We start from the raw sequence: 14,042 nt of genomic DNA on the forward strand, positions 1-14,042 counted from the left end.
CGCGGACGAAGGGGCGGAAAACCGCGATCACGTGTGAGCTTCGGCGCGGCTCTTGCGTCATCCGCCAGCTTTGGTGCGCGACACGCGCACCCTACGACCAAGAGAGACGCCTTCGCCCGATCGAAGCCACAGCCCCGATCCGCATAGGGTGCGCCTGTGGCGCACCAAGCGTCGATGACGCGAACGCAGAGCCAGAGGCGAACGCGCGGACGAAGGGGGCGGAAAACCGCGATCACACGGTGTGGGCTTCGACTTGATGCTCGCGTCATTCGCCAGCGTTGCTGCGCGACACGCGCACCCGACCTGCCGCTATCCTTGCAGGCTTCGCGTCCGCCCTGCGCTCTTGGCGACGCTCCGCAGGAAGTCCGCCCATGCCCAATGCCCGCCTGCTCGTGGTCGATGACGAGCCCGATATCCGTCAGCTGCTGTCCGAAGTGCTGGAGGACGAGGGCTATGCGGTAGCGACCGCCGAGCACGCCGAGGCCGCGCGCGCGGCACGCGGCGAGGGCCGCTTCGATGCCGTGCTGCTCGACATCTGGATGCCCGGTACCGACGGCATCGCCCTGCTGCGCGAGTGGAAGACCGCCGGCGACGACACGCCGGTGGTGATGATGTCCGGCCACGGCACCATCGAGACCGCGGTCGAGGCCACGCGGCTGGGCGCCTACGACTTCATCGAGAAGCCGGTGACCCTGGCCAAGCTGCTGATCACCCTGGAGCGTGCGCTGGAGGCCCAGCGCCTGCGCGCCGACAACCAGGCCCTGCGTCGCCAGCTCAGTCCGTCGGTGGCACCGCTGGGCGAGTCGGCGGTCATGCAGCGCCTGCGCGCGCAGCTTGAGCGCCTGGCCGGCGTCGATGCGCCGGTGCTGCTGCTCGGCGAAGCCGGCACCGGCAAGGAAGGGCTGGCCCGCTGGATGCACGAGCACTCGGGGCGTGCCGGCCAGCCCTTCGTCACCGTCGCCGGTGCCGCGATCGCCGACGAGGCCGCGGCGGCGACGCTGTTCGGTTCCGAGGGTGAGGCCGGCAGCGTGCCCGGCCTGATCGAACGCGCCGAAGGTGGCACCCTCTATCTCGACGAGCTGACCGAGCTCGGCCCCGAGCTGCAGCTGCGCCTGTCCAGCGTGCTCGAGCGCCGCGAGCTGCTGCGCGTCGGCGGCCGCCAGCCGGTGCCGCTGCGCGCGCGGGTGATCGCCGCCAGCAGTCGCGATCTGGAAGCCGAACTTGCGGGCCAACGGCTCCGCGAGGACCTCTACTACCAGCTCAACGTGCTGCCGCTGCGGGTGCCGCCGCTGCGCGAGCGCGGCGCCGATGTGCTGACGCAGGCACAGGCCCTGGCCGAGCACTTCGTCAGCCGTGACCGCCTGCCGCCGCGCCGCTTCAGCGAGGCCGCTGCGGCGCGCCTCGCCGCGCACACCTGGCCAGGGAACCTGCGCGAGTTGCGCGCGCTGGTGCAGCGCCTGCTGGTGCTGGGCGGCGACGAGCAGATCGAGGCCGGCGAGGTGGAATCCGCGCTCGGTCGTCGCCCTGCGGCGGCGCCTGCGGCCAGTGCCGCCAGCGGCGACGAGGGCGGCTTCCGCGCCGACTTCTCGCAGCCGCTGCGCGAAGCCCGCGACCAGTTCGAGCGGGCCTACCTGCTGCACTGGCTGGAGCAGTGCGAAGGCAGCGTCGGCAAGCTGGCCAAGGCGGTCGGCATGGAGCGTACGCATCTGTACCGCAAGCTGCGCGACCTCGGCATCGAGCTGCGCCCCGGCAAGGACGGCTGATGCGCATCGCCCACCTGCTGCTGACCCGCCGCTTCGCCGGCAGTGAGCGCTACGCCGTCGAACTGGCCAACGCCCAGGCCGAACGCCACGAGGTGACGGTACTGCTGCGCCACTGCGCCTTCGAGCCGCGCGCCGATGCGATCGCCCACCGGCTCTCGCCCAAGGTGCAGGTGGTCGACTGCGGCGAATGGCTGTCGCGCTGGCGGGCGCGGCGCTGGCTGAAGCAGCAGCGCCCGGACGTCGCCCACGCGCATCTGAGCGGCGGCTGCCGCGCCCTGCGCGGCCTGCACGTGCCCGGTCTGCGCCGGGTCGCCACCCTGCACATCCACTACAAGCCGCAGCAGCATGCCGATCTCGACGGGCTGATTGCGATCGCGCCCTGGCAGCTGCCGGCGATTCCAGCGGCCCTGCGCGCGCGCAGCGTGCAGATCGACAACTGGACCCAGGCGCCGGGCTTCGACGCCGGCGCCCGCGAACGCCTGCGCGCCGAGCTGGGCCTGGATGCCAACACCGTTCTGATCGGCGCGCTCGGCCGCGCCGAGCCGGGCAAGGGCATGGACGTGCTGCTCGATGCCTGGCGGCAGCTGGCGCCGGACCCGGCGCGCGCGCGGCTGGCCCTGGTCGGCGCCGGCGGCGCATGGAAATCGCTGCGCGCCTCGGCCCCGGCCGAGGTGCTGATGCCGGGCTTCGTCGAGCGCCCTTCCGACTGGCTGTCGGCGTTTGATGTCTTCGTCAGCCCGGCCCGCAACGAGCCCTTCGGCCTCGTCCTGCTGGAAGCCATGCGCAGCGGCCTGCCGGTGATCGCGAGCGCCAGCGAGGGCGCGCGCCATCTGGCCGAGGTGATCGGCCGCCCGCTGCTGCCGATCGGCGATGCGAAGGCCTTGGCAGCGGCCCTGCGCCCGCTGCTGGACGCACCGCCGCCGCGTCAGGCCTATGCGCTGGAGCGCTTCGGCGCCGACGCACGGATGGCCGAGATCGAGGCCTGGTATGCGCGGCTGACGCCGGCCGGATAGCAGTTTGTTGAAAGACTCCCTTCCGGGGCGTTTTTCAAGTCGGCGGTCCGGCGCAGGTCCGTACCGCCTCACCACAAACCCATCGCTTACGCGCCTGCTTCGTCGTCCCGGCCATCCCTGGCCGGGCCAGCAGGCTGTTCTTCAACAGCCTGCTGGTCGGGGGCTTGCCAAGCCCGGGGCCGCCGGCGCGACAATGTGCGCCTGCAGCATCCAGTTCCGGCCGCGCCCCTCCCGGGCCACCGACCGGCGCGATGGTCCTGGGTCGGGAGCGACGTGCATGGTCGGGTGGGGAAGTGAGGGCTGCGGCCGGCGCATGCCGTGGCCGCGGAGGCTGCGCGCATGAGCCCGCGCGCGCGCGCCATCCTGCGCGTCTTCGCCATCGTCATCGCCTCCACCTCGCTGTCCAAGCTGCCGCCAGCCGTGCTGGCGCTGGCCTTGGGCGAAGACACGGCGACCGTCTTCCTGTCGAGCTTCGCGGCGACGATGCTCGCCGGGCTGCTGCTGTGGCTGCCGGTGCGCGGCGCCGACTACCAGCTGCGCCTGCGCGACGGCTTTCTGGTCGTGACTCTGACCTGGGTACTGGCCAGCGCGGTGTCCGCCCTGCCCTTCATGTACGCGCCGCCGCATCTCGACTTCGCGCAGGCGATGTTCGAGGCGGCATCGGGCCTCACCACGACCGGCGCGACGGTGATCAGCGGCCTGGACCAGCTGCCGAAGTCGGTGCTGTTCTACCGCCAGGTGCTGCATTTCATCGGCGGCATGGGCATCGTCATCCTCTCGGTCGCGATCCTGCCGATGCTGAAGATCGGCGGCACCCAGCTGTTCCGCGCCGAAAGCACGGGCCTGAACCGCGACTCCCAGATGACGCCGCGGGTGGCCGAAACCGCGAAGTCGCTGTGGGCGGTCTATGCCGGCCTGACCCTGCTCTGCGCGGCGGCCTACTGGGTGGCCGGCATGAGCCTGTTCGATGCGGTCTGCCATGCCATGTCGACGCTCTCGACCGGCGGCTTCGCCAACTACGACGCCAGCTTCGCCCACTTCGACAGCGCCCTGCTGGAGTGCATCGCCATCGTCTTCATGCTGATCGGCGGCATGAACTTCGGCCTGCACTTCGTGGCCTGGCGCCGCGCCAGCCTGAGCGGCTACTACAGCGACTCCGAGCTGCAGGCCTTCCTGCGCATCATCGGCGTCAGCAGCCTGCTGGTCGCCGCCCTGCTCTGGTTCAGCGGCAGCTATGCCGATGCCGGCGCCGCCCTGCGCCACGCGGTCTTCCAGATCACCTCGCTGATCACCACCACCGGCCTGCTCACCGCCGACTTCACCCAGTGGCCCGGCGTGGCGCCGCTGCTGGTGCTGGGCGTGGCCGTGATCGGCGGCTGCTCGGGCTCGACCTCGGGCGGCATCAAGGTCTCGCGCGCGGTGCTGCTGTTCCGCCAGGGCTATCGCGAGGTCAAGCAGCTGGTGCATCCCAAGGGCAAGTTCCTGGTCAAGCTGGGCGGCAAGCCGCTGTCGGAGAGCGCGGTGATCTCGGTCTCGGGCTTCTTCATCCTGTGGGCGCTGTGCTTCATCGCGATCACCCTGGCGATGAACGCGGCCGGGCTCGATATCCTCTCGGCCTTCGGCGGCACGGTCGGCACGCTGACCAATGCGGGGCCGGGCCTCGGCAGCGTGGCCATGAGCTTTGGCGAAGCCAACGATGCCGTGGTCTGGCTGGGCAGCCTGGCCATGCTGATGGGCCGGCTGGAGGTGTTCTCGGTGCTGGTGCTGCTCACGCCGGGCTTCTGGCGCGAGTAGTGAAGACGCCCGCCCTGCGCGGGCATGCGATCATTCGGCTGGCATCGCGACAGCGCCATCAAGCGCGATGTTCCGAGGTGAAGGGGAGCGTTGGTTCACGCATGAAAATTCTCATCCTGGGCGCGGGCCAGGTCGGCTCCTCGGTGGCAGCGGCACTGTCGACCGAGAACAACGACATCACCGTGGTCGACACCGATCTCGCGCGCCTGCGCGAGCTGGCCGAACGCCTCGACATCCGCACGGTCGAGGGCCACGCCAGCCTGCCGCGCGTGCTGAGCCACGCCGGCGCCGAAGACGCCGACCTCGTGGTCGCGGTCACCAGCAGCGATGAAGTGAACCTGGTCGCCTGCCGGGTCTGCGACCTGCTGTTCCGCACGCCCACCCGCATCGCCCGCCTGCGCGAAAGCGACTACCTCGGCGCCGCCGAGTTCATCCGTCGCGACCGCTCCTCGGTGGATGTGGCGATCAGCCCGGAGGCGCAGGTCTACCACCACGTGCAGCGCCTGATCGAGTTTCCCGGCGCACTGCAGGTGCTGGACTTCGCCGATGGCCGCGCCCAGCTGGTGGCCGTGCGCGCGGTGCAGCAGGGCAAGCTGGTCGGGCACGAGATCCGCGAGCTGCGCGACCACCTGCCGCCCGGCGTGGATGCGCGCGTCGCCGCGATTTTCCGCCAGGGCAAGCCGATCGTGCCGACCGCGGCGACGGTCATCCACGTTGACGACGAAGTGTTCTTCCTCGCCGACCGCAAGAACATCACCACCGTGATGAGCGAGCTGCGACGCGTCGACCGCCCGGCCAAGCGCGTGTTCATCGCCGGCGGCGGCAACATCGGCCGCAACCTCGCCAAGGCACTCGAAGGCCGCTTCAGCGTGAAGGTGCTGGAGCGCTCCAAGGAGCGCGCCAAGAAGATCGCCGAAGACCTCGTTAACTCGATCGTGCTGGTCGGCGACTGCGCCGACGAGGACCTGCTGCGCGAGGAGAACATCGACCAGACCGACGTCTACTGCGCGCTGACCAACGACGATGAAGCCAACATCCTGTCGGCCATGCTGGCCAAGCGCATGGGTTGCCAGCGGGTGATGTCGCTGATCAACCGTCCGGCCTACGCCGACCTGGTCGAGGGCAGCAGCATCGACATCGCCATCAGTCCGCAGCAGATCACGCTCGGCGCGCTGCTGGCGCATGTGCGCGAAGGCGCGCCGGCGCGGGTGCACAGCCTGCGTCGCGGCGCCGCCGAAGCGATCGAAGTCGTCGCCCGCGGCGACGCCCGCAGCTCGCGCATCATCGGTCGCGCGATCGAAGAGCTGAAGCTGCCGGAGTCGGCGACCATCGGCGGCATCGTCCGCGGCGACAAGCTGATCATCGCCCACCATGACGTGGTCATCGAAGCGGAGGATCACCTGATCGTGTTCCTCACCGACAAGAACCGCCTGCCCGAGCTGACCGCCCTGTTCCACGCCGGAGCCACCTGGCTGTGAGTGCAAGCCGGCGCGTCTTCGCGATCCAGCGCGTGCTGGGCATCATCGTCGCGGTGTCCTCGCTGTCGAAGCTGCCGCCGGCCGCGCTCGGCTTCGCCTGGGGCGATGGCACCGGCCATGTGTTCCTGTCGAGCTTCGCCCTGTCCGCGGTGATCGGCCTGGCCCTGTGGCTGCCGGTGCGCAACATCAACTACCAGCTGCGCCTGCGCGACGGCTTCCTGATCGTCACCCTGACCTGGCTGCTGGCGAGCTTCGTTTCCGCCCTGCCCTTCATGTACGCGCCGCCCTACCTGAGCTTCACCGCGGCCATGTTCGAAGCGACCAGCGGGCTCACCACCACCGGCGCCACGGTCATCGTCGGCCTCGACGAGCTGCCGCGTTCGGTGCTGTTCTATCGCCAGCTGCTGCAGTTCGTCGGCGGCATGGGCATCGTGATCCTCTCGGTGGCGATCCTGCCGATGCTGAAGATCGGTGGCACCCAGCTGTTCCGCGCCGAAAGCGCGGGCCTGACCCGCGACACCAAGCTGACCCCGCGCATCGCCGAAACCGCCAAGGCGCTGTGGGCGGTCTACATCGGCCTGACCGTGCTCTGCGCGGCGGCCTACTGGGTCGGCGGCATGACGCTGTTCGACGCGGTCTGCCACGCCATGGCGACGATCTCGACCGCCGGCTTCTCCACCCATGACGCCGGCTTCGGCTACTGGGACAGCGCCCTGCTCGACTGGATGGCGGTGTTCTTCATGGCGATCGGCGGCATGAACTTCGGCCTGCATTTCATCGCCTGGCGGCGGGCCACCATGGCGCCTTACTACGCCGACTCCGAGCTCAAGAACTACCTGCGCATCATCCTCGGCGCCAGCCTGATCGTGGCCGCCGCGCTGTGGTTCGGCGGCAGCTTCACCTCCGCCGGCGAGTCGCTCCGCCACGCCACCTTCCAGGTGGTTTCGAACCTCACCACCACCGGCTTCGCCACGGTCGGCTTCAGCGAGTGGGCCAGCATCTCGCCCCTGCTGCTGGTCGGCCTCGCCTTCATCGGCGGCTGCGCCGGCTCGACCGCCTCGGGCATCAAGGTGGCGCGCGTGATCATGGTGCTGCGCCAGGGCTTCCGCGAGGTCAAGCAGCTGGTCCACCCCAAGGGCAAGTTCCTGGTCAAGATGGGCGGCCGGCCAGTCTCGGAAAGCGTGGTGCTGTCGGTCAGCGGCTTTCTCGCGATCTACATGTTCGTGTTCGTGATGCTGACGCTGGCGATGAACCTGAGCGGCCTCGACATCCTGTCCAGCTTCGGCGCCGCCGTGGCCACGCTGACCAACCTGGGCCCCGGCCTGGGCGATGTCGCCTACAACTTCGCCGAGGTCAACAGCGGCGCCGTCTGGCTCGGCACCTTCGCGATGATCATGGGGCGTCTGGAGGTGTTCTCGGTGCTGGTGCTGCTGACGCCGGGGTTCTGGCGGGAGTAGCTCGCGCGGCGTTCATGCTTGTTTTTCAAAAACACGCATGAAATAGTGACTGCCCGCGTAAACCTCTGAAGCAGCGGAGGTAATCAAGGTGCAGCTGCCGGTAGATCCGCCCAGAATCGAGCCAGTTCTCACGGCTACACTTGCGCAGGACCCCGAGCTCGCGAGTCGTCTGCTCAGCCAGTCGATCGACGTCGACGCCCAAGGCCGCTATCTGCACTGGGACAAGCTGCGCCATCTGCAGCCGCCTGAAGGGCTGAGCCACGAGCAGTGGTGGCTGGGCATCAAGCTGGCCCGCCGCAAGAGTTTTCGGCCCTTACCCCTGCTCGACAAGCGCGGCCGGCCCTTCCAGTACGGTCTGCCCGGCGAGGTGCAGCGGGAGTTGCATTGGCTGGACCGCCATGCCGCCGGCTCGATCCAGGCTGAGCCCGCGATCGCCAACAGCGAACAGCAGAAGACCTTTCTGATCCGTAGCCTGATCGAGGAGTCGATCAGTTCAAGCCAGCTCGAAGGCGCTTCAACCACGCAGAACGTTGCGCGCGAGATGATCCGCTCCGGACGCGAGCCGCGCGACCGGAGCGAGCGGATGATTGCCAACAACTACGCGGCCATGCAGTTCATCCGTGAGCATCGGCACGATCCGCTCACCCCCTCGATGGTGTGTGAGCTGCAGCGCATGCTTACGCGGGGCACGCTTGACGATGAGGACCACGCGGGTCGCCTGCGTCGCCCGGACGAGCACTTCGAGGTCGTCGACAACCTGAGCCATGTCGTGCTGCATACGCCGCCCCCGGCAGAGCAATTGCCCGAACGCCTACAACGTCTGTGCGACTTTGCCAACGCCGACTCAACGGAAGCGGATGCCCAGGGCGGATTTCTGCATCCGGTGGTCAAGGCCGTCGCGCTGCATTTCATGCTCGGATACGACCATCCTTTTTGCGATGGCAATGGCCGTACGGCGCGCGCACTGTTCTATTGGGCGATGGCCCGCGAGGGCTACTGGCTGACCGAGTTCATCTCGATCTCGAAGATCATCAAACAGGCCCCCGCCCAGTACGGCCGCGCCTATCTTCACACCGAGACAGACGACAACGATCTGAGCTACTTCCTGATCCATCAGCTGGACGTGGTGCGCAAGGCGGTGGACGCGCTGCATGGCTACCTGCGCGAGAAGGTCCGCGACATCGGCGAAGCCGAGCAGATGCTGACGCGCAATCCGCGCCTCGCCGGCAAACTCAACTTCCGCCAGATCGCCCTGCTGCGACATGCCTTGAAGCACCCGCGCTTCGCCTACGTCATCGAGGAGCACCAGCGCTCGCACGGCGTGTCCTACGACATTGCGCGCAAGGATCTGCTGGCCATGGCCGACACACTTCGCCTGCTGAACAAGACGCGTGAGGGGAAGCGCTACCTGTTCGTGGTGCCAGTCGATCTGGAACAGCGCCTCAAGCGTCGCTGAACCTCTACTGCTGGCGAGGTTCCGTCAGCACCGCGCGTCGAACCAAGGCCAAGCGGTGCGACACACAGCGGCTCACCACTGCAGCCGCCGCCGCGCGATGCGCCGACTGAGCTCGGCGAACAAGGCGCGGGCCTCGGCCTCTGGCAGGTAGCGCAGCTCCAGCTGGTGGGTGAAAGGGCTGCTGCCGGCGGTGTCGGCATACAGCGTGGCCATGCCGTGGTAACGATCGAAGGGCGACTGCGACAGTCGCAGGCCCTGCAGGCGATGTACTTCGGCGAAGGACACGTGGCGGTCGAGCCAGCCGCTGCGCCAGGCCAGCACGTGGTCGCTCAGCACCCAGCCGCAGCGCTTGGCGAGCCCACGCGCCCGCAGCACCGCCAGCGGCAGCAGCAGTACCGGCAGCAGCAGGGCCCAGGCCCCGAAGCGCAGGGTCGCCAGCGCGGTCAGGCCGCCGATCAACAGCAGTGAGGGGAACAGCACGCGGCGCCAGGCGCGCGGGTGTAGGGGCTGCCAGGTCCAGCGGCCCCAGTCGATGGCGGGCAGCCAGCGCTCGATCAGTGCATCGATCTGCACGGGCGGCGCGATTGGAATCACATCCGAGAGCGCCTGCTGTTCGTTGACGGCCTGCAGCGCTGCGGTTTCGACGCGCACGCTGCGGCGGTCGAAGAAGCGGTGCAGCAGGCTGTCGTACACGGTCCAGCGCTGGATCTTGGCCAGCGGCGCGCGCATGCGCAGGCGGGTCAGCAGGCCCTGCTCGACGCCCAGGCTGCCGGCGTTCTCGACGAGCCGGAAGCCGTGGAACTGCAGCACCACCAGCAGCACCGCCACCGCGCGTGCCACGGCCAGAAACGCCAACAGCAGAACGAAACCGAGCAGCAGCCACTGCGCCCAGCCCAGACCGAGCTGGCCGGCGTACTCGACGCCGGCCTCGGCGGTGTTGGCGATCGTGCGGCCGAAGCCATCGCCACCGAACTGGGCAAAGGCGCCGAAGCCGACGGCGCCCAGCACCAGACCGCGGTTCGAGGTGAGCCCCAGCTTGACCAGCTCGACCGTGTCGAGCTGCAGCAGCACGTCATCCGCACGCGCGACCGGCACCGCGTCGAAGGCGTTCGCTGCGGACGCGCCTGCCGCGGGCAGCGGCTGCGCTTCGGCGGCGGCCTGCACCACCGCTTCCAGCGCCGCGGCATCGGCCAGCGACAGCACCTGCATCTGCGCCTCGGGCGTGCCGCCGCCGACCGCCGACTCCAGCCGCACCTCGGCCACGCCCAGCAGGCGATGCAGCAGGCCCTGCTTCAGCGCCACGTTCTGGATGCGGGTGAGCGGGATCTGCCGCAGGTTGCGATTCAGCAGGCCCGAACGCACCACCAGCACGCCGCGCTCGATGCGGAAGCGGTAAGTGAAGTAGCGCGCCACTGCGCCCAGCGTGAGCAGCAGGCCGGCCGCCAGGCCCAGCGCCTGGAACCACAGCTCGTCCTCGTCGGCGCGCTGGCCGAACACCACAAAGGCGATCAGCGGCAGGGCGAACTGGCGCAGGCTGCCGAGCAGCACGAACAGCCAGGACAGCGGATGCAGGCGGCGGTCATGCTCGGCGCGCAGGCGCGCGACTGCCGCCTCGCCGGCTTCGCCCAGCACCGCGCCAGACTCGCCCGCGGTGGGCAGTTGCGCCGGCAGCGGCGGCGGCTGCACGCGCCTCGGCGCGTCGGGCTGAAGGCGTTCGGCGGGCGGGCCGGGCTCAGACGGCGTCATCGTCCTCTCCCAGCAGATCGTTGCGCAGGCGGCGCGCTTCGTCCTCACTCAGGCCACCGAGACTGACGGCCGCCAGCCGCGTGCCGGCGGTGTGCACGCGCAGTTCGGCCAGGCCCAGCCAGCGGTCGATCGGCCCTCGATTGAGATCGGTGTGCTGCACGCGCGAGCGCGGCACCCGGGTTTCGCTCTGCCAGATCACGCCGCGCTGGATCAGCAGGCCTTCGGCATCGAGCGCATAGCGCGTGCGCCGGTAGCTGGCGCGGGCGAACAGGAAGGCGGCGAGCTGCAGGGCGAGGAACACCGCTGCCAGGACGCCCAGCAGACGCAGACCCTCGAAATCGTTGGCGCCGGAGATCAGACCGATCGGCAGCAGCGGCACCAGCGCCGCGATCGCCCAGCCCAGATGGAAACCCCAGCGCGCCTGCGGCGCCAGCGGCTTCAGCGCGACCGCTTCGCTCGCAGCGGAACTCTCAACGGATTCGGACATGGACATCGCACCTCAATGAATGCGCGCGCTGCGATGCTGCCGGCGCCGCAGTTGTGACCGCGTGCAGCGCCTACCACTCGCGCTCGACGGCGCCGGCGTGGTCGTAGACGCTGCGCCGCGCGTGCGGCTGCATGCTGAAGCGTTTATAGCCCCACTGGTACTGCGGGAGCGCACGGCGCACGCAGGCTTCGACGCCGCGGTTCAGCGCCTGCAGCGCTGCGCGGTCGCTGCCGGCCATGCCCTCGGGCGCGGGCAGGAACACCATGCGGAATCCGCGGGCCCCGGGCAGGCGTTCGGCATAGGCGAACAGGACGGCCGCTTCGGTGCGTTCCAGCAGCCGCGAGACCAGGGTCATGGTCAAGGCAGGCACGCCGAAGAACAGGGCGTGTTCGCCCTCGCCCTGCTTGGGCTGCTGGTCGGGCAGGATCCCCAGCACGCCGCCGGCCTTGAGATCGCGGAACAGCTGACGCACGCCGGCGGCCTCGGCGCGCACCTGGCTGACCCCGGGATGCTGGCGCACCCGCCGCAGCAGCAGCTCGGTGAAGCCCTGGCGCGCCGGCCGGTAGACGATCGAGACCGGCGTGTTCGCCGCGAGGTACTGGTTCAGCAGCTCCCAGTTGCCGAGGTGCGGCGCGCAGACGATCAGGCCGCGCCCTTTGGACAGCGCCGCGCGGAACAGATCCTCGCCGGCCAGCTCGCGGACCAGGCCCAGATTCTCGGCCTGCGGCCGCGTCCACAGCCGACAGGTTTCGGTGAGCGTGCGGCCGGCATCGCGCATGACCTCGACCAGCAGCGCTTCGCGGGCATCGGCGTCGAGCTCGGGCAGGCAGAGCTCAAGATTGCGGCGGGCGATCCGGGTCTCGCGGTTGTTGAAACGCCGGGCGAGGTCGCCGAGCACCGCGCCAATCGCATGCAGCGCGCGCAGCGGCAGGCGGCCGATGATCCGCATCAGGGCGTGCAGCAGGGCGGCGAGCGCGCGATCGCGGCCGCGCGGTTCGGGGGCGCTGGACATGCGCGGAGTTTAGCCCGGATAGTCCGCCGCCCCTGCCCGCCGCGAAGCCCACTCCGCATGATCGCCCTGATCCAGCGCGTCACCGAAGCGCGCGTCGATGTCGACGACCGCTGCACCGGCCGCATCGAGGCCGGCCTGCTGGCCCTGATCGGCGTGCAGCCTGATGACGGCGCGCCGCAGGTCGAGCGCCTGCTGCAGAAGCTGCTCGGCTACCGCGTGTTCAGCGACAGCGAAGGGCGCATGAACCTGGCGCTGAAAGACACAGGCGGCGGCCTGCTGCTGGTGCCGCAGTTCACGCTGGCCGCCGATACCGGCAGCGGCCTGCGCCCCAGCTTCAGCACGGCCGCGCCGCCGGCGCTCGGCCGCCAGCGTTTCGACGAGTTGCTGGCGCTGGCGCGGGCCCGACATCCAAGGGTTGAAGCCGGCGAGTTCGGCGCCCATATGAGGGTGTCGCTGGTGAACGACGGGCCGGTGACGTTCTGGCTGGAAACCTGACGGCAGGGCTCTTGCATGCCGGCTCGCCCCGCGGGCCTGAACCCCAGCCCAGCAAAAAACGCTTTGCATTCATAAACATGGCAGCGAGGCCCTCGGCCGCGTATACTGCCGCGTTCACTTCCACCCGCATCCAACCCGGGCGCCGCATGGCCATCGAAAAGCAGGAACAGCAGTCCGAGATCAAGCAGCTCATCCAAAAGGGCCGCGAGCAGGGCTATCTGACCTATTCCGAAATCAACGATCTGCTGCCCGACGACGTCGTCGAATCCGAGCAGATCGAAGACATCATCGGAATGATCAACGACATGGGCATCGCGGTGCACGAAGTTGCGCCGGATGCCGAAACGCTGCTGCTGGCCGAAGGCTCGCGCGGCACCGACGACGACACCGCGACGGAAGAAGCCGTGGCCGCGCTGTCTTCGCTGGATTCCGAAGCCGGCCGCACCACTGACCCCGTGCGCATGTACATGCGCGAGATGGGCACGGTCGAGCTGCTGACGCGCGAGGGCGAAATCGCCATCGCCAAGCGCATCGAGGAGGGCCTGCTGCAGGTACAGGGCGCGCTGGCCAGCTTCCCGTGGTCCGTGCAGATGCTGCTGGAAGACTACGACCAGCACCTCGAAGGCAAGAAGCGCCTCAACGAGATCGTCGTCGGCTTCCTTGATGCCATCGACGAGCCGGTGCCCGAGCCGGTGGCCGTCGCCGACGACGCCGAGGTCGAGGACGAGGAAGAGGAAGAGGTCGCCGAGGACGACGCCGACGCCAGCCCCGCCGACACCGGCCCGGACCCGGCCGAAGTCGCCCGCCGCATGGACGAACTGCGCGGCCTGTACGCCAAGTTCCAGAAGGGCCACGGCAAGGTCGGCCCGGCCGACAAGAAGGTCATCAAGCTGCGCGAGGAGATGGCCGAGATCTTCCTCACGCTGAAGCTGCACCCGCTGCAGATGGAAGGCTTCGTGCGCAAGCTGCGCGAGGTGGTCGGCGAGATCCGCGGCCACGAGCGCGCGATCACCGACCTCTGCGTGCGCCAGGCCAAGATGCCGCGCAAGGATTTCCTGCGTACCTTCCCCGGTGCCGAGACCGATCTGACCTGGGCGGACGAGATGATCCGCCGCAAGCAGAAGTGGTCGTCCGGCCTGCGCGAGGTCAAGGACCAGGTGGTCGCCGAGCAGGAGCGCATGGCCGGCCTTGAGCAGGCGCTGTCGCTCTCGCTGTCGGACATCAAGGAAATCAACCGCACCATGGCCATCGGCGAGGCCAAGGCGCGCAAGGCGAAGAAGGAGATGGTCGAGGCCAACCTGCGCCTGGTGATCTCGATCGCCAAGAAGTACACCAACCGCG

The 14,042-nt window shown here is 69.2% G+C and carries 11 protein-coding genes; 8 read left to right on the forward strand and 3 right to left on the reverse strand.

Annotated features, from left to right (window positions below):
• Window positions 1–371 precede the first annotated feature (371 nt).
• The 6 genes from Q0654_RS16380 to Q0654_RS16405 all read left to right on the forward strand — a co-directional run bounded on the left by Q0654_RS16380 (window position 372) and on the right by Q0654_RS16405 (window position 8,961).
• A complete protein-coding gene (locus Q0654_RS16380) occupies window positions 372–1,763 on the forward strand; it encodes a sigma-54 dependent transcriptional regulator (protein ID WP_298855876.1) in 1,392 nt (463 codons plus the stop codon).
• Window positions 1,763–2,776 (forward strand): glycosyltransferase family 4 protein, encoded by a 1,014-nt coding sequence (locus Q0654_RS16385; RefSeq protein ID WP_298855878.1) that lies wholly within the window; start codon window positions 1,763–1,765, stop codon window positions 2,774–2,776. The genes Q0654_RS16380 and Q0654_RS16385 overlap by 1 nt, the downstream gene beginning before the upstream one ends.
• 339 nt (window positions 2,777–3,115) lie before the next feature.
• The gene (locus Q0654_RS16390; RefSeq protein ID WP_298855880.1) at window positions 3,116–4,570 is read left to right on the forward strand and encodes a potassium transporter TrkG; all 1,455 of its coding nucleotides are present in this window, start codon (window positions 3,116–3,118) and stop codon (window positions 4,568–4,570) included.
• A 101-nt stretch (window positions 4,571–4,671) separates the two neighbouring features.
• Entirely contained in the window at window positions 4,672–6,048 is a 1,377-nt protein-coding gene (trkA, locus tag Q0654_RS16395; protein WP_298855882.1) for a Trk system potassium transporter TrkA, read from the forward strand.
• Entirely contained in the window at window positions 6,045–7,505 is a 1,461-nt protein-coding gene (locus Q0654_RS16400) for a potassium transporter TrkG (RefSeq protein ID WP_298855884.1), read from the forward strand. Before trkA ends, Q0654_RS16400 begins: the two co-directional genes overlap by 4 nt.
• A gap of 88 nt (window positions 7,506–7,593) precedes the next feature.
• Window positions 7,594–8,961, forward strand: a complete 1,368-nt coding sequence (locus Q0654_RS16405; protein ID WP_298855886.1) for a Fic family protein — start codon at window positions 7,594–7,596, stop codon at window positions 8,959–8,961.
• 72 nt (window positions 8,962–9,033) lie between these two features.
• On the opposite strand, the gene Q0654_RS16410 is transcribed toward Q0654_RS16405, so the two are convergent.
• From Q0654_RS16410 to Q0654_RS16420, 3 genes are all read right to left on the reverse strand, one after another.
• On the reverse strand, window positions 9,034–10,707 hold the full coding sequence (locus Q0654_RS16410; RefSeq protein WP_298855888.1) for a PH domain-containing protein: 1,674 nt from the start codon (window positions 10,705–10,707) through the stop codon (window positions 9,034–9,036).
• Window positions 10,694–11,194, reverse strand: coding sequence for a PH domain-containing protein (locus Q0654_RS16415; protein WP_298855890.1), 501 nt, complete (start codon window positions 11,192–11,194; stop codon window positions 10,694–10,696). Before Q0654_RS16415 ends, Q0654_RS16410 begins: the two co-directional genes overlap by 14 nt.
• Before the next feature lie 70 nt (window positions 11,195–11,264).
• Complete coding sequence (locus Q0654_RS16420) at window positions 11,265–12,206, reverse strand: lipid A biosynthesis acyltransferase (protein ID WP_298855892.1); 942 nt, start codon at window positions 12,204–12,206, stop codon at window positions 11,265–11,267.
• Between the two features lie 57 nt (window positions 12,207–12,263).
• Here Q0654_RS16420 and dtd point away from each other — a divergent pair, with 57 nt between their 5' ends.
• Both dtd and Q0654_RS16430 read left to right on the forward strand, forming a co-directional pair.
• A complete protein-coding gene (gene dtd, locus Q0654_RS16425) occupies window positions 12,264–12,701 on the forward strand; it encodes a D-aminoacyl-tRNA deacylase (RefSeq protein WP_298855894.1) in 438 nt (145 codons plus the stop codon).
• 146 nt (window positions 12,702–12,847) lie between these two features.
• Window positions 12,848–14,042, forward strand: a 1,195-nt coding sequence (locus Q0654_RS16430; protein WP_298855896.1) for an RNA polymerase sigma factor region1.1 domain-containing protein, incomplete at its 3' end; no start/stop codon positions are given.

It is taken from the genome of uncultured Aquimonas sp. (assembly GCF_937888285.1).
Lineage (GTDB): Bacteria > Pseudomonadota > Gammaproteobacteria > Xanthomonadales > Xanthomonadaceae > Aquimonas.